The organism is Stenotrophomonas maltophilia, from assembly GCF_006974125.1.
In the GTDB taxonomy this organism is placed as follows: domain Bacteria; phylum Pseudomonadota; class Gammaproteobacteria; order Xanthomonadales; family Xanthomonadaceae; genus Stenotrophomonas; species Stenotrophomonas maltophilia_O.
Map to the genome: position 1 here is coordinate 4,361,580 of NZ_CP037858.1, position 16,255 is coordinate 4,377,834.

12 protein-coding genes are annotated in these 16,255 nt (G+C 66.2%); 8 read left to right on the forward strand and 4 right to left on the reverse strand.

Annotated features, from left to right (window positions below):
• Both EZ304_RS20110 and EZ304_RS20115 read right to left on the reverse strand, forming a co-directional pair.
• Complete coding sequence (locus EZ304_RS20110) at nucleotides 1-477, reverse strand: SixA phosphatase family protein (RefSeq protein WP_005407539.1); 477 nt, start codon at nucleotides 475-477, stop codon at nucleotides 1-3.
• Nucleotides 478-526: 49 nt separating this feature from the next.
• On the reverse strand, nucleotides 527-1,156 hold the full coding sequence (locus tag EZ304_RS20115; protein ID WP_049446080.1) for a ParA family protein: 630 nt from the start codon (nucleotides 1,154-1,156) through the stop codon (nucleotides 527-529).
• Between the two features lie 123 nt (nucleotides 1,157-1,279).
• On the opposite strand from EZ304_RS20115, the gene EZ304_RS20120 reads away from it, so the two are divergent.
• Complete coding sequence (locus EZ304_RS20120; RefSeq protein WP_142807965.1) at nucleotides 1,280-2,764, forward strand: AAA family ATPase; 1,485 nt, start codon at nucleotides 1,280-1,282, stop codon at nucleotides 2,762-2,764.
• A gap of 567 nt (nucleotides 2,765-3,331) precedes the next feature.
• Here the strand turns inward: EZ304_RS20120 and EZ304_RS20125 are convergent.
• The gene (locus EZ304_RS20125; protein WP_099552526.1) at nucleotides 3,332-3,967 is read right to left on the reverse strand and encodes a tetratricopeptide repeat protein; all 636 of its coding nucleotides are present in this window, start codon (nucleotides 3,965-3,967) and stop codon (nucleotides 3,332-3,334) included.
• Between the two features lie 172 nt (nucleotides 3,968-4,139).
• On the opposite strand from EZ304_RS20125, the gene EZ304_RS20130 reads away from it, so the two are divergent.
• The 3 genes from EZ304_RS20130 (at nucleotide 4,140) to EZ304_RS20140 (ending at nucleotide 9,571) form a co-directional block, all read left to right on the forward strand.
• Nucleotides 4,140-7,826, forward strand: coding sequence for an indolepyruvate ferredoxin oxidoreductase family protein (locus tag EZ304_RS20130; RefSeq protein WP_142807966.1), 3,687 nt, complete (start codon nucleotides 4,140-4,142; stop codon nucleotides 7,824-7,826).
• A 212-nt stretch (nucleotides 7,827-8,038) separates the two neighbouring features.
• On the forward strand, nucleotides 8,039-8,245 hold the full coding sequence (locus EZ304_RS20135; RefSeq protein WP_239503844.1) for a helix-turn-helix transcriptional regulator: 207 nt from the start codon (nucleotides 8,039-8,041) through the stop codon (nucleotides 8,243-8,245).
• Nucleotides 8,246-8,248: 3 nt separating this feature from the next.
• On the forward strand, nucleotides 8,249-9,571 hold the full coding sequence (locus EZ304_RS20140; RefSeq protein WP_142807967.1) for a type II toxin-antitoxin system HipA family toxin: 1,323 nt from the start codon (nucleotides 8,249-8,251) through the stop codon (nucleotides 9,569-9,571).
• Here the strand turns inward: EZ304_RS20140 and EZ304_RS20145 are convergent, their stop codons facing one another.
• Nucleotides 9,572-10,186 (reverse strand): DUF938 domain-containing protein, encoded by a 615-nt coding sequence (locus tag EZ304_RS20145; RefSeq protein ID WP_099552529.1) that lies wholly within the window; start codon nucleotides 10,184-10,186, stop codon nucleotides 9,572-9,574.
• Between the two features lie 701 nt (nucleotides 10,187-10,887).
• On the opposite strand from EZ304_RS20145, the gene EZ304_RS20150 reads away from it, so the two are divergent.
• From EZ304_RS20150 to EZ304_RS20165, 4 genes are read left to right on the forward strand one after another with little or no spacing between them, the layout of a single operon-like run.
• A complete protein-coding gene (locus tag EZ304_RS20150) occupies nucleotides 10,888-12,519 on the forward strand; it encodes a TldD/PmbA family protein (RefSeq protein ID WP_185959203.1) in 1,632 nt (543 codons plus the stop codon).
• Nucleotides 12,520-12,549: 30 nt separating this feature from the next.
• On the forward strand, nucleotides 12,550-14,184 hold the full coding sequence (locus EZ304_RS20155) for a TldD/PmbA family protein (RefSeq protein WP_099552766.1): 1,635 nt from the start codon (nucleotides 12,550-12,552) through the stop codon (nucleotides 14,182-14,184).
• A gap of 21 nt (nucleotides 14,185-14,205) precedes the next feature.
• Entirely contained in the window at nucleotides 14,206-15,540 is a 1,335-nt protein-coding gene (locus EZ304_RS20160; protein ID WP_142807968.1) for a TldD/PmbA family protein, read from the forward strand.
• Nucleotides 15,540-16,247 carry a DUF4159 domain-containing protein gene (locus EZ304_RS20165; RefSeq protein ID WP_099552768.1) on the forward strand — a complete coding sequence of 236 codons (708 nt, stop codon included), beginning with the start codon at nucleotides 15,540-15,542 and terminating at the stop codon, nucleotides 16,245-16,247. The genes EZ304_RS20160 and EZ304_RS20165 overlap by 1 nt, the downstream gene beginning before the upstream one ends.
• The last annotated feature ends 8 nt before the right edge of the window (nucleotides 16,248-16,255 follow it).

Below are 16,255 nucleotides of genomic sequence, written 5' to 3' on the forward strand. Positions count from 1 at the left end.
TCACGGCCACCAGAATGCGTTCAGGCTGGCCACGCCCGGCTCGATCGAGGCCTCACGCGGGAAGCCGAGCACGGCGATCCCCGCCGGCGGCATGCCGCGGTAGTCGCTGCTGGTGCCCTCGGTCATCAACGCCACCAGCCGCTCCAGGCCCGGGTTGTGGCCGACGATCAGCACCCGGTCGAGATCACGGCGGTCGTCCACCAATGCCGCCAGGGTGCCGGGAGTGGCTTCGTAGATGCGGTCTTCCAGGCGCTTTTCCACGTAACCGATGGTGCCGAGCACGGCTTCCAGGGTTTCGCGGGTACGCCGCGCCGGTGAACACAGCACGCAGTCCGGCAGCAGGTTGTTTTCCTTCAGCCACTTGCCGGCGGCTTCGGCTTCAGCCAGCCCCACCGGCGACAACGGCCGGTCGAGGTCGGCCTGGCCGGGGGTAGCCGGTTCGGCATGGGCATGGCGCAGCAGGATCAATTCACGCATCGCGGGTTTCCATGAAGAAGAGGATGCAGCAGAAAGAGTGACGCAGGGATCAAAGCTTGAGCCAGGACAGCAGCGGCTCCCAGTCGGCCTGATGCTCGCGCACCTGGGCCGAGCGGTAGTCGAACAGGCTGCGGCCGAGGCCGGTCATGACCACGTAGCTCTGGCTGTCACGCAGCTGCGCGACCACCGGGTACGGCCATTCGGCCAGCATCTGCAACGCCTGCTGCGAAGTCTGGGTCCAGGGCTTGGTGCGGTTCAGGACCAGCCCGACCGGCAGCTTGCGGCTGTGCACCCGCGGGTTCTGGGCCAGGCTGTTGAGGAAGCCGACGATGGCTTCGATGTCCAGCGCCGAGGGCAACACCGGCACCACCACCGCGTCGGCAGCGTCAAGGAAATGGGGGATATCGTCGGCCAACGCACCGGCCGGTGCATCGATGATGACGGTTTCGGTGCCGTCGGGCAGCTTCTGTGCCCACTGCTTCTTCCGATACACATCAATGGGAAGCACCGCGCTCTCCAGCCCGGCACGCCGTTGCGCCCAGCGGGTGCTGGAGCCCTGCGGGTCGGCATCGGCGATCACCGTGGCCTTGCCCTGCAATGCCGCGTACGCGGCCAGGTGGGTGGCGACGGTGGTCTTGCCCACCCCGCCCTTGGAACCGGCCACCAGGATCGTCTTCATGCCAGCCTCGCTTCCGGGTACGTGCCCCGAGCGTACACCAGCGGTGGTGACGGGAGGTAGCACTGCGCTGAACCTGTGGCCATCGCCTTTGCTATCGTGGCGCCCCCGAAGGATCGAACCGGCATGAGCGAGCTGCAGGACCTGAGCGCACTGATCCGCGCCAACACCCCCCTGATCGTGATCGAGACCCAGGACGAGGGCCGCATCGTCGATCTGTTCCGGCAGACGCTGATGCACGTGTGGCGGGCGCTGCACCGCTGGTCGATCACCGAAGGCCTGCGCCGCATCGACCTGGACAGCGAAGATCCACCGGTCGGGCCGCCCGATGCCAGCGCGGCCCTGCAGATAATCCGCCAGGCCGAGCAGCGCGGGGTCTACCTGCTCCTCGATTTCCACCCCTACCTGGGCTATGCCAGCCACCAGCGCGCCCTGCGCGACCTGATCCAGCGCCGCCACAGCGAACCGCACGTGCTGGTTCTGATCGGCGCCAAGGTCGAACTGCCGGCCGAGCTGGAAGCGCTGGCGGTACGCTTCAACCCGCGCCTGCCCGACGCCAACGCCCTGCTGAAGATGCTGCGCGAAGAGGCCGATGCCTACGCCCGCGAGCATGGCGGCCGCCGGGTGGAAGTGGACAGCGAAGCGGTCAAGAAGATCCTGAAGAATCTGCAGGGGCTGAGCCTGGTCGATGCCCGGCGCATCGCGCGCCAGCTGATCTACGCCGATGGCGCGCTGCGCGATGACGACCTGCCGCAGCTGGCACGGCTGAAGTTCGAGCTGCTCAACCGCAGCGGCCACCTGTTCTTCGAGCATGACAGCGCGCGCTTCGGCGACGTGGCCGGCGCCAACCGGCTCAAGCGCTGGATCAACCAGCGGCGTGTGGCGTTCATCGCTGGCTCGGCACCGGCCGGGCTGGACCCGCCGCGCGGCATGTTGCTGCTGGGCGTACAGGGCTGCGGCAAATCGATGCTGGCCAAGGCCACCGCTGCCGGCTTTGGTGTGCCGCTGCTGCGCCTGGACGTCGGCGCGCTGTACAACAAGTACCACGGCGAGACCGAGGCCAACCTGCGCCAGGCCCTGGCCTCGGCCGAGCAGCTGGCGCCCTGCGTGCTGTGGATGGACGAAATCGAGAAGGGCCTGGCCAGCGGTGGCGAAGACGGCGGCGTGTCGCGCCGCGTGCTCGGCCATCTGCTGACCTGGATGGCCGAGCGCAAGGCACCGGTGTTCATTGTGGCCACTGCCAACCAGGTACATGAGCTGCCTGCCGAACTGCTGCGCAAGGGCCGTTTCGACGAGATTTTCTTCGTCGACCTGCCCTCGCCTGAAGTGCGCGTGGAGCTGCTGCGGCTGCACCTCGGCCGGCGCCAGCTCAACGCCGACGACTTCGCACTGCCCGCGCTGGCGGCTGCCGCCAACGGGTTCTCCGGTGCCGAGATCGAGCAGGCGATCGTGGCCGGGCTGTATGCGGCGCATGCCGAGGGCCGGCCGCTGGATACCGAGCTGCTGATGAACGAGATCCGTGCGACGCGACCGCTGTCGGTACTGATGGCCGAGCAGGTCGAGGCGCTGCGGGCGTGGGCGTCGGGGCGGACGGTGTCCGCGGACGATTGAGTTTTCCCGCGAACGGCGCAGCCCCTCGTGGTTGGTCGCTCAAAGCAACAGCCGTGGTTGGCCGGGCGGGGTGGGTTCGCGGGGGACGCCGTAAACCCATCCATGGGGGCTTGGCCGCGGCATCCATGCCGCGGACACCCCCGCGAACCCACCCCGCCCGGCCTCTGACAATTTCCGACTGCGTCCGCCACGGAAAAGAAAGAAGAAAAGCAGAAGCAAAAGCAAAAGCGCTTGGCTGGCCGCTCTTTGTAGAGCCGAGCCCACGCTCGGCTGCCTTTCGATCAGATATCGAATAGTCGATTCCGATGCAGATTCATCCACGCATGGCGTGGATCTACCGTGTCGACCAAGGTCGACACCTACCAACAGCAGCGTCGAACCGTCAGAGGTGGGGCGGTGTGGGTTGGCAGGACCGTTGGCGCCATGGATGGCGCCATCGAGCCCCCAGGGACGGGTTTACGGCGTGTCCTGCCAACCCACACCGCCCCGCCATCCCGCGGATTGCCCGCTGTTGCTCCGGCTGTTGCCTCTGCGGGTGCCGGGTGCAACCCGGCCGGACCCCCTTCCTCAGGGCCAGGCCGGTGGTGCGGCCACCCACGCCTGCTGCACTTCGGCCAACGACGCACGCTCGTCCTCGCGCCATTGCGGCAGCAGCTGCGCGTAGTTGGCGCTGGCGCTCCATTGCGACGGCTCGGTGCGCACCGCTGCGGCATACCACTGCACCGCTTCCTGTTTCTGCCCCATCCGCCACAGCGCCAGCGCATAGGTCGGTGGCACCCAGCTGGGCTTGCTGCGCGCATTGCCGGCCGATGACAGCCATTGCTCCAGCGCTGCCTCCGGCTTGCCCTGGCGCAGCAGGTCCCAGCCATAGTTCCAGCGCACGCTGCGGCCCGCGCTGCTCTGTGCCGGCGCCTCCTTCAAAGCCTCGCCGTACAGCTGGTCGGCCAGCTCGGCACGGCCCTGGGTGCTGGCCAACGAAGCCAGCTGCACGGTGGCTTCCACCGCGCGCCGGCCGCGCTCGCGCAGCCTCACCAGCTGGCTGACCAGCTCATCGCCCTCGCCCTGCATCGCCACCATCGGTGCCGCCGCCAGGTCGCTGTCGAAGTAGAACTCCTGTGGTGCCGGCATGGCCGGCGCGGCCCACGCCGTGGCCGCTCCCGAGGCCAGCAGCACGCTGGCCAGGATCTTTCCTGGAACTGACATCCCTTCTCCCCAGGCTGCACAACCGCAGCCTCCCTCTCTCGCCTCCGATCCTAACCCCAGCAGCGGCGCGGGCGCGAGTGCCGGGACCACCACGGCCCCGCTGCTACAATTCGCGCCTTTCCCGCCGCGTGCCCGCACGCGGCCGGTGCCAGCCGATCCTACCGGGCCAGCCATGACCAGTACCGCGCAACTCACTTCGCCCTCTTCCGCCGACCTGATCGACCGTGATTACACGCTCGACCACAAGTACAGCCGCAACGAGGGGCGGATCTACCTGAGTGGCGTGCAGGCGCTGGTACGGCTGCCGCTGATGCAGCGCCTGCGCGATGCCGCCGAAGGCATCGACAGCGCCGGTTTCGTCAGTGGCTACCGTGGCAGTCCGCTGGGCGGCTTCGACCTGGAACTGTGGCGCGCGCGCAAGCACCTGGACGCAGCCAAGGTGAAGTTCACCCCGGGCCTGAACGAGGACCTGGGCGCCACCATGGTGTGGGGCACCCAGCAGACCAACCTGTTCCCCGGCGCCAACGTGCAGGGCGTGTTCGGCATGTGGTACGGCAAGGGCCCCGGCGTGGACCGTTGCGGCGACGTGTTCAAGCATGCCAATGCCGCCGGCACCTCGCGCTACGGCGGCGTGCTGGCACTGGCTGCCGATGACCATGCCTGCCGCAGCTCGACCCTGCCGCACGGCAGCGAGGACGAGTTCGTCAGCGCGATGATGCCGGTGCTGAACCCGGCCGGCGTGCAGGACATCCTCGACATGGGCCTGCTGGGCTGGGCGATGAGCCGCTATACCGGCCGCTGGGTGGGCTTCAAGACCATTGCCGAGACGGTGGAATCCTCGGCCTCGGTCGAGGTCGATCCGCTGGCGCGCCGCATCGTGCTGCCGGAAGATTTCGAGATGCCGTCGGCTGGCCTCAACATCCGCTGGCCGGACCCGCCGCTGGACCAGGAAATGCGCCTGCACCGCTATGCGGTGAAAGCCGCGCAGGCGTTTGCCCGCGCCAACGGCATCGACAAGGTGGTGATGGATGCGCCGCGCGCGCGGCTGGGCATCGTCACCACCGGCAAGAGCTACCTGGATGTGCTGCAGGCGCTGGAATACCTGGGCCTGGATGAAGCCGCATGCGCTGACATCGGCATCCGCGTGTACAAGGTCGGCATGACCTGGCCGCTGGAGCCGCAGGGCATCGCCCGCTTCGCGCAGGGTCTGGAAGACATCATCGTGGTGGAGGAGAAGCGCGCCTTCATCGAGCGCCAGATGAAGGAACAGTTCTTCAACTGGCCGGCCAGCTGGGGCCAGCGCCCGTCCATCGTCGGCAAGTACGACGAGAGCGGCGAATGGATCCTGCCGTCCACCGGCGAACTGACCCCGGCCACCATCGCCGGCGTGATCGGCCGCCGCATCCAGAAGTTCTTCAACAACGAGTCGATCGAGCAGCGCCTGCAGTGGATGCAGGAGAAGGAAGCCGAGCTTGCATTGCCGCGCGCCAGCTTCCCGCGCGTGCCGCACTACTGCTCGGGCTGCCCGCACAACACCTCCACGCAGGTGCCGGAAGGTTCGCGTGCGCTGGCCGGCATCGGTTGCCACTACATGGTGACCTGGATGGACCGCAGCACCGACACCTTCACCCACATGGGCGGCGAAGGCGTGACCTGGGCCGGGCAGGCGCCGTTCACCGACACCCCGCACGTATTCCAGAACCTGGGTGACGGCACCTATTTCCACAGCGGCTCGCTGGCGATCCGCCAGGCAGTCGCCGCCGGCGTCAACATCACCTACAAGATCCTCTACAACGATGCGGTGGCGATGACCGGCGGCCAGCCGGTGGACGGCCCGCTGAGCGTGCCCGACATCGCCAGGCAGATGCGCGCCGAAGGCATCCACACCATCGTGGTGCTGTCGGACAACATCGGCAAGTGGACCGGCCAGCGCGAACACTTCCCCAGCGACGTGGAGTTCCATGACCGCAGCGAGCTGGAGGAGGTGCAGAAGCGCCTGCGCGAAGTGAAGGGTGTTTCGATCCTGATCTACGAACAGACCTGCGCCACCGAGAAGCGCCGCCGCCGCAAGCGCGGCAAGCTGGAAGACCCGCAGAAGCGCGTGCTGATCAATTCACTGGTCTGCGAAGGCTGCGGCGACTGCGGCAAGAAGAGCTTCTGCGTATCGGTGCTGCCGAAGGAAACCGAGTTCGGGCGCAAGCGCGAGATCGACCAATCCAACTGCAACAAGGACTATTCCTGCGTGAATGGCTTCTGCCCGAGCTTCGTCACCGTGCACGGTGGCCAGCCGCGCAAGGGCAGCAAGCGCGATGCCTCCACCCTGCTGGACAACCTGCCGGCGCCGACCCTCCGCGGCACGCTGGAACAGCCCTGGAACATCCTGATCACCGGCGTCGGCGGTACCGGTGTGGTGACCATCGGCGCGCTGCTGGGCATGGCCGGTCACCTGGAAGGCAAGGGTGCGACCGTGCTGGACCAGACCGGCCTGGCGCAGAAGGGTGGCGCGGTGACCACGCACATCCGCATCGCCCGCCGCCCGGATGACATCCACGCCGTGCGCATCGCCGCCGGTGAGGCCGACCTGGTGCTGGGCTGCGACATGGTGGTGGTCAATGACTACTGGGCCCTGTCGAAGGTGCGCGCCGGACGTTCGCAGGTGGTGCTGAACACCTACGAAGCGATGCCGGGCACGTTCACCACCCGCCCGGACATGCAGTTCCCCGCCGCCGACATCGTCGCCGGTGTGCGCGTGGCCCTGGGCGGCCAGGAGCCGCTGCTGCTGGATGCTACCCAGCTGGCCACTGCGCTGCTGGGCGATGCCATCGCCGCCAACCTGTTCATCCTCGGCTACGCCTGGCAGCAGGGCCTGGTGCCGCTGTCGTTCGAATCGCTGATGCGCGCCATCGAGTTGAATGGCGCGGCCGTGGCGATGAACCAGCAGGCATTCGCCTGGGGCCGCCTGGCCGCCGTCGATCCGCAGGCCGTGCAGCAGGCCGCCGGCCTGGTGCGCAACCGCCACACCGATACCGAATCCACCCCGGGCCCGCTGCATCCGCTGCCGCCGGGCGAGTGGGAAGGCAACGAATGGGGTGCAACTGCGGCACCGCGCAACACCGCTGACGAACGCGAGCTGCGCGGCCTGCCCTCGCATGGCGGCGACGTCGCCTTCCTGCCGCTGGACGACGCGCGCCTGTCGCGCTCGCTGGATGAAATGATCGAGCGCCGTGCCGCCTTCCTGGTCGAGTACCAGGATGCCGCCTACGCCAAGCGTTACCGTGATCTGGTGGCACGCGTACGCGCCACCGAGGCCGATCGCATCGGCGGTTCCACCGCGCTGACCGAGACTGTGGCCCGCTACCTGTTCAAGCTGATGGCCTACAAGGACGAGTACGAAGTGGCGCGCCTGTACACCAGCGGCGACTTCCAGCGCCGCCTGCAACAGCAGTTCGAGGGCGACTACCAGCTGCGCTTCCACCTGGCGCCGCCGCTGTTCGCGAAGAAGGACGAGCAGGGCCGGTTGCTGAAGAAGGAATACGGCCCGTGGATGTTCAAGGCCTTCGGCCTGCTGGCGAAGCTGAAGTTCCTGCGCGGCGGCCGCTTTGATGTGTTCGGCCGTACCGAGGAGCGCCGCATGGAGCGCAAGCTGATCGGCGACTACGAAGCCACCGTGCAGCTGCTGCTGGATGGCCTGGATGACGACCGCCTGGCGCTGGCGGTGGAGATTGCCAGCGTCCCCGAGCACATCCGCGGCTTCGGCCACGTCAAGGAAGCGCATTTCGCGCAGGCCAAGGCGCGCGAAGCCACGCTGCTGGCGCAGTGGCGCAACCCGAAGGCGCTGCACATCGTGCAGGTGGCTTGAAGCGGCGCGGCGCAACGGAAAGGCAACCTATAGATTGCATAGTGAAATGGCAACCGAAAGGTTGCCTCCTCAACGGGAAAGCGATAGGTTGCTTGTCGTAAAGCAACCTATCCTTTGCGTACGCGTTGTCGTACGGTCATCTTTCCTTGGGGACTGCCGGTATGGACAGGCCGCTGCACACAGTGAGGACAGCCCAACAACTTACGCCCCTGATGCGTGCTTTCCGGCGCCAGGCGGGCCTGAGCCAGGCTCAGTTGGCGGAGCAACTCGGGATCAGCCGCCAAGCAGTGGGCGCGCTGGAACGCGACCCTGCGTCGGCAAGCTTTGAACGCCTGATGCGGGTCTGGGCTGTGCTGGGTCTGGAGGTCAGCCTTCAGCAACGAAGTCACCAGGAGAACACGTCGTCATTGGAGTGGTGAACCATGGGTACGCTGCGGGTCTGGATGAATGGTGTGGAGGTCGCACGTTGGGATGATGTCCGGAACGGGTCATCCCGGTTGTCGTACGTCAGCCAGTGGATCAGCTCGCCCCAATCCCGGCCGTTGTCGCTCTCGCTACCCCTGCTCCCAGATGGCGAGAGCCATCGGGGCAACGTCGTCAACGACTACTTCGATAACCTTCTTCCCGATAACGTCACCATACGCAACCGGATCCGCGACCGGTTTGCCACGCGCGGTAGCGATACGTTCGATCTTCTTGAAGCCATTGGACGAGATTGTGTTGGCGCAGTGCAGCTGTTGCCGCCTGCGTATCCACCCGAAGACGTCCAGCAGATTACGTGCGAGGTGTTGGATGAAGCAGGTGTCGCTACGATCCTGCGTCAGGTAACGACAGGGAACCTGCCTGGCGCACCCAGCCGTGATGACGCATTCCGTATTTCCATCGCCGGTGCGCAGGAAAAAACCGGTCTTCTGCTGCATGCTGGCCAATGGTGCATTCCTACCGGCAGCACACCGTCCACGCACATCTTCAAGCTGCCGCTTGGCATCGTTGGCAACATGCGCGCAGACATGCATCAGTCCGTGGAGAATGAATGGCTGTGCATGCATCTGCTTTCCGCCTTTGATATCCCCGTGGCCGAGACGCAGATGGGTCGCTTCGACGACCAACGTGCCCTCATTGTCGAGCGGTTTGACCGTCGCCTGTCTGTCGACCGCCGGTGGTGGCTGCGACTGCCACAGGAAGACATGTGCCAGGTCTTTGGTCTGCCGGCTGCCAGAAAGTATGAATCCGATGGCGGCCCGGGCATCGTTCCGATCATGGATCTGCTTCGACAGTCCGAACACCCCGAGGATCGCGCGATCTTCTTCAAGACGCAGATTCTTTTCTGGATGCTGGCCGCAACCGACGGTCATGCCAAGAATTTCAGTGTTCACCTGGAAGCCGGTGGACGCTTCCGCCTGACGCCCGTCTACGACGTACTGTCGGTATATCCCATCCTCGGCAGGGGACCCAATCAACTCGATCCACGAAATGCACAGCTCGCCATGGCCGTACATGGCAAGAACCGCCACCGGAAACTGCACCTTGTGCAACGGCGGCACTGGAATGAAACCGCGCGCGCCTGCGGCGTTGCCGATGGTGCAGAACCATGGATCAAGACATTGATCGCGGCCGTCGAACCCGCCATCCAGCAGGTCACCCGTCAGCTCCCGGATGATTTCCCCTCAACCGTGTCCGAACCGATTTTCGACGGACTTCGTGCTGCGGCAGCACGCCTTTCCAGCATGGCCCCCGAGGCCTGATCACCCCAACCGCCACAGCAGCAAGCGGTTGTTGGCCGGCATCGCCACGTCGCGCAGGCGGGTGAAGCCGTTGTCCTCGGCCAGCGCCTGCACAGCTTCCACGTCGCGGATGCCGCTGCGCGGGTCACGCGCCTTCAGCCAGGCATCGAACTGCGCGTTGCTGTCGCTGGTGTAGCGGCCGCCGTAGTTGAACGGGCCGTAGACCGCCAGCAGCGCGCCGTGGCGCAGCAGCGGCGGCAGCGCGGCGAACAACGCCTGCACGTGCTCCCAGCCCATGATGTGCAGGGTATTGGCAGTGAACGCCGCATCGAAGGTGCTGCCCTCGGGCAGGGTCAGGCCCGGTGCCGGCGGCAGTTCCACCTGCAGCGCCACGGGCGGCAACAGGTTGAGCAGCGCCGCCTCCGCGCGCCAGGCCTCGATGCCGGGCAGGTGGTCCGGGTGGTCGCTGGGCTGCCAGCGCAGCCACGGCCAGCGCTCGGCGAAGAAGGCCGCGTGCTGGCCGGTGCCGCTGCCGATTTCCAGCAGCCGATGACGGTCGCCCATCCACGGGTCGAGTGCGGCGGCGATCGGTTCGCGGTTGCGCTCGCAGGCTTCTGAATACGGCTTGCTCGACATCAGGACGGGGTCCAGGCGGGGTCGGCCCCATTGTGCACGAGGGGGTGTTGCTCGGCAGGGCTGCGCCCTGCACCTGCTTCAAGCCACAGCAACGGCAACAGCCACGTCAAATTCAAAAGCGGGCTTTCCGTGGGATGGCGGGGTGGGTCCGGTTGAGGGGGACGCTGCAAGTACGTCCATGTAAGCTCGGTCGCCGCATCCATGCGGCTCACGCCCCCTCAACCGGACCCACCCCGCCTTCGACAGACCTCCGCGATCTGTCGGAACGGCGTACGGCCTTGGTGGGTGCCGACCGTTGGTCGGCACGGATGAGTTCATTCGATATCCGACAGATGTGCCGACCAACGGTCGGCACCCACCAACAGCCACCGGCCAGCTGTCAGAGGTGGGGCGGTGTGGGTGGGCAGGACCGTTGGCGCCATGGATGGCGCCATCGAGCCCCCAGGGACGGGTTTACGGCGTGTCCTGCCCACCCACACCGCCCCGCCATCCCACGGAATGCCGCTCTCGCTCTCGCTCTGGCTCTGGCTTTGGCCGTTGCCGTTGCATTGAGCAGGTGCAGGGCTGCAAGCCCTGCCGAAACCCTCCCCAACCATGACTGCAGTCACTTGCCCGAAGCCGCCGCGCTGGCGAAAGTCGAGGAGTTGACGTGATCGGTCCGGCCCGTTGCCAACCGCACGCAAGCGAGAGAGAGAAACGCTGTGCAACGACGTGAGTTCCTGGCTTTTTCCGGTCTGGGCCTGGCGGGCCTGCTGCTGCCGCATTCCCGTGCCATCGCTGCCGAGCAGCTGCTGGCGCCGGTTGATACCGCCCAGCGCAGACGCCTGGCGGACGTGGCGCTCGCCGCCGCACGCACGGCCAAGGCCAGCTACTGCGATGTCCGCATCGGCCGCTATCTCAACCAGTCGGTCATCACCCGCGAACACCAGGTCGGCAATGTGACCAACCGCGAATCGTCCGGTGTGGGCGTGCGGGTGATCGTCAACGGCGCCTGGGGCTTCGCTGCAACCCATCAGCAGACCGAGGCCGCCGTGCGCGCCGCGGTCGAGCAGGCCGTCGCGATCGCGCGCGCCAACGCCGGCATCCAGACCCGGCCGGTGCAGCTGGCACCGACGCCTTCGGTCGGCGAGGTACGCTGGCAGACGCCGGTGCGCCGCAATGCGATGGCAGTGCCGATCCAGGACAAGGTCGAGCTGCTGCTGGCACTCAATGCCGCCGCGCTGAATGCGGGCGCCGACTACATCAATTCCACCCTGTTCCTGGTCAACGAACAGAAGTACTTCGCGTCCAGCGACGGCTCGTTCATCGACCAGGACATCCACCGCATCTGGTTGCCGTTCACCGCCACCGCCATCGACAAGGCCAGCGGCAGGTTCCGCACCCGTGCCGGCCTGTCGTCGCCGATGGGCATGGGCTATGAGTTCCTTGATGGCGATGCACGCGGCAAGGTGCAGCTGCCCGGTGGCATCACCGCCTACCGCGATTCCTACGACCCGGTCGAGGACGCCATCGCCGCCGCCCGCCACGCCCGCGAGAAACTGAAGGCGCCGTCGGTGAAGCCCGGCAAGTACGACCTGGTGCTGGACCCGTCCAACCTGTTCCTGACCATCCACGAGAACGTCGGCCACCCGCTGGAGCTGGACCGCGTGCTCGGCTACGAGGCCAACTACGCCGGCACCAGCTTCGCTACGCTGGACAAGCGCGATGCCGGCTTCCGCTGGGGCAGCGACATCGTCACCTTCTTCGCCGACAAGACCCAGCCGGGCAGCCTCGGTGCGGTCGGCTACGACGATGAAGGGGTGAAGACCCAGCGCTGGGACCTGGTGCGCGACGGCGTGCTGGTCGATTACCAGGCCACCCGCGATGAAGCACACATCCTCGGCCGCGATGCATCGCATGGCTGCAGCTATGCCGATTCGTGGTCCAGCGTGCAGTTCCAGCGCATGGCCAATGTCTCGCTGGCACCGGGCAAGCAGCCACTCAGCGTCGAAGACATGATCAAGGACGTGGAGAACGGCATCTACATCCACGGCCGGGGCTCGTACTCGATCGACCAGCAGCGCTACAACGCGCAGTTTGGTGGCCAGCTGTACTACCAGATCAAGGACGGAAAGATCGCCGGCATGGTCGAGGATGCGGCCTACCAGATCCGTACGCCGGAGTTCTGGAACGCCTGCTCCGCCATCTGCGACGAGCGTGACTTCCGTCTCGGCGGTTCGTTCTTCGACGGCAAGGGCCAGCCCGGCCAGGTCTCGGCGGTCTCGCACGGTTCGTCCACCACCCGCTTCAACGGCATCAACATCATCAACACCGCGCGCAGTCTCGGCGCTTGAGCCACCCATCCTTCGACATGGAGAGCAGCCTTGCAAAGACGTGACTTCCTGGCCCTGACCGGGCTTACCGCGGGCGGGCTGATCGTGCCCTCCTTCTTCGGCAAGGTGATCGCCGCCGAGCAGCTGCAGTCCAGCCTCGACCCGGCGCTGAAGAAGCGCCTGGCCGACGCCGCCCTGCAGGCCGCACGCAGCGCTGGCGCCACCTACTGCGACGTGCGCATCGGCCGCTACCTGCGGCAGTTCGTGATCACCCGCGAGGACAAGGTGCAGAACGTGGTGAACACCGAGTCCACCGGCGTGGGCATCCGTGTGATCGTCAACGGTGCGTGGGGCTTCGCCGCCACCAACGCGTTGGGCACTGCCGATGTGGCCAAGGCCGCACAGCAGGCGGCAGCAATCGCCAAGGCCAACGCCGGCGTGCAGACCGCGCCGGTGCAGCTGGCCAAGGCGCCAGGCGTGGGCGAGGTGAGCTGGCGCACGCCGATCCGCAAGAACGCGATGGAGGTGCCGATCAAGGACAAGGTCGGCCTGCTGCTGGACGTCAACGCTGCGGCGATGGGTGCCGGTGCCAGCTTCGTCAATTCGATGCTGTTCCTGGTCAACGAGCAGAAGTACTTCGCCTCCACGGACGGTTCCTACATCGACCAGGACGTGCACCGCATCTGGGCCCCGATGACGGTCACCGCCATCGACAAGTCCAGCGGCAAGTTCCGTACCCGTTCGGGCCTGTCCTCGCCGATGGGCCTGGGCTACGAGTACCTGGATGGCGCCGCCGCCGGCAAGGTGGTCGGCCCCAATGGCGTGGTCAATTACAGCTCCTCCTACGACATGAAGGAGGACGCCATCGCCGCCGCCAGGCAGGCGCAGGAGAAGCTGAAGGCGCCGTCGGTGAAGCCAGGCAAGTACGACCTGGTGCTGGACCCGTCACACACCTGGCTGACCATCCACGAGTCGATCGGCCACCCGCTGGAACTGGACCGCGTGCTCGGCTACGAAGCCAACTACGCCGGTACCAGCTTCGCCACCCTGGACAAGCGCGAGCAGCATTTCCAGTACGGCAGCGAGCTGGTCAACATCTTCGCCGACAAGACCCAGCCGGGCAGCCTCGGCGCGGTGGCGTACGACGATGAAGGCGTGAAGTGCAAGCGCTGGGATCTGATCAGCAACGGCAAGCTGGTGGACTACCAGACCATCCGCGACCAGGCCCACATCCTCGGCAAGACCGAGTCCGACGGTTGCTGCTATGCCGATTCGTGGTCCAGCGTGCAGTTCCAGCGCATGGCCAACGTGTCGATGGCGCCGGGCAAGAAGCCACTGAGCGTGCCGGACCTGATCAAGGACGTGGAGAACGGCATCTACATCATCGGTGATGGTTCGTTCTCGATCGACCAGCAGCGCTACAACGCGCAGTTTGGCGGCCAGCTGTTCTACGAGATCAAGAACGGCCAGATCACCCGCATGCTGGAAGACGTGGCCTACCAGATCCGCACGCCGGAGTTCTGGAACGCCTGCACCGCCGTGGCCGACGAGCGCGACTACCGCCTGGGCGGTTCGTTCTTCGACGGCAAGGGCCAGCCGGGGCAGGTCTCGGCGGTCTCGCACGGCTCGTCCACCGCGCGCTTCAACGGCATCAACGTCATCAACACCGCACGCAGCCTCGGCTGATCGGTCAGGAGCCCTTACACCATGAGTATCTTCACCGAAGCCCAGGCCAAGGCCATCCTCGACAAGGTCATCGCCCTGTCCAAGGCCGATGAGTGCACCGCCGTGCTGGCTGGCGCGATCAGCGGCAACATCCGTTTCGCGCTGAACAATGTCTCCACCAGCGGCATCGTCGACAACACCGAACTGGCGGTCACCGTCGCCTTCGGCAAGCGCGTGGGCACCGCCTCGATCAACGAGTTCGACGATGCCGCGCTGGAGCGCGTGGTACGCCGCGCCGAAGACCTGGCCCGCCTGGCCCCGGAGAACCCGGAGTTCATGCCGGCCATCGGCAAGCAGAGCTACCGCGCCAGCCCGACCTTCAGCGAATCCACCGCCGCGATCGATCCGGCCTTCCGTGCCAAGGTTGCCGCCGATTCGATCGCCCCGTGCCGTGGCCATGGCCTGATCGCTGCCGGCTTCCTCGAAGACGGCCAGGGCTTCCAGGCCACCGCCAACAGCAACGGCAACTTCGCCTACCAGCGCACCACCAACTTCGATTACACCTGTACCGTGCGCACTGAAGATGGCCGTGGTTCGGGCTGGGTCGGCCGCAACCTGAAGGATGCGGCCGACTTCAAGGCCGACCAGGACATCCGCATCGCCATGCGCAAGGCCACCGAATCGGCCGAAGCCAAGGCGCTGGAGCCGGGCAAGTACACGGTCATCCTGGAGCCGGCCGCGGCGGCGGGCCTGATCAGCTTCATGATGAACTTCTTCAGCGCACGCTCGGCCGATGAAGGCCGCAGCTTCCTGTCCAAGAAGGGCGGCGGCAACAAGCTGGGCGATCAGGTCTACGACCCGCGCGTGACCATGATCGCCGACCCGTGGCATCCGGATGCACCGGTGCTGCCGTGGGACAACGAGGGCCTGCCGCGCGAGCGCATCGCCATCATCGAGAACGGCAAGATCGCCAACCTGGACTACTCGCGCTTCTGGGCACAGAAGCAGGGCAAGACCGCCAAGGCCTCGCCGGGCAACCTGCTGATGAGCGGTGGCGACAAGAGCACCGCCGAGCTGGTGCGCGGCACCCAGAAGGGCATCCTGGTCACCCGCACCTGGTACATCCGCATGGTCGATCCGCAGACCGTGCTGCTGACCGGCCTGACCCGCGACGGCACCTTCTACATCGAGAACGGCCAGATCAAGCATCCGGTGAAGAACTTCCGCTTCAACGAATCGCCGGTGATCATGCTCAACAACATCGAAGAGCTGGGCAAGCCGGTGCGCGTGGCCGGTGATGAATCCAGCTACGTGATGATGATCCCGCCGATGAAGCTGCGCGATTTCACCTTCACCTCGCTGTCCGACGCTGTCTGATGGATCGCCGGGCCTGCCTGCGCTGGTTGGCCGCTGCCGCTTCGGCGGCGGCACTGCCGGCCTGGGCGCAGGCAGGCCCGCGCAGTTCGCGTTACGACTTCTGGTTCACCCGCCTGCAGTACGACTCCGGTGACTGGGACGTGGACGCGCGCATGCCGTCCAACCTGATCACCTCGCTGATCGACTACACCTCGCTGCGCGTGGATCCGCAGGAGCACGTGGTGGCGCTGGCCGACCCGCGCATGCTGGAGGCGCCTTTCTGCTACCTGGCCGGGCATACGCTGGTGGAGTTCAACGCCGCCGAACGGCAGAACTTCGTGCGCTACGTGCGCAATGGCGGCTTCGTCTTCGTCGACGACTGCAACCATGACATCGACGGCCTGTTCGCCACCTCGTTCGAGGCGCAGATGGGCCGCCTGTTCGGCCCGAAGGCATTGCAGAAGCTGCCCAACAGCCACGCGCTGTACCGCAGCTTCTTCCGCTTCCCGGATGGCCCGCCCGCCACCAGCTTCGAACTCAACGGCTGGGGCGACGACCTGGTGCACGACTACCTGAAGGGCATCGAGGTCGGTGGCCGCCTGGGCCTGCTCTACAGCAACAAGGACTATGGCTGCGAGTGGGACTACGACTGGCGCAACAAGCGTTTCCTGGCCGAAGACAACACCCGCTTCGGCGTCAACATCGTGATGTACGCGTTGAACAATTGATAGGACCT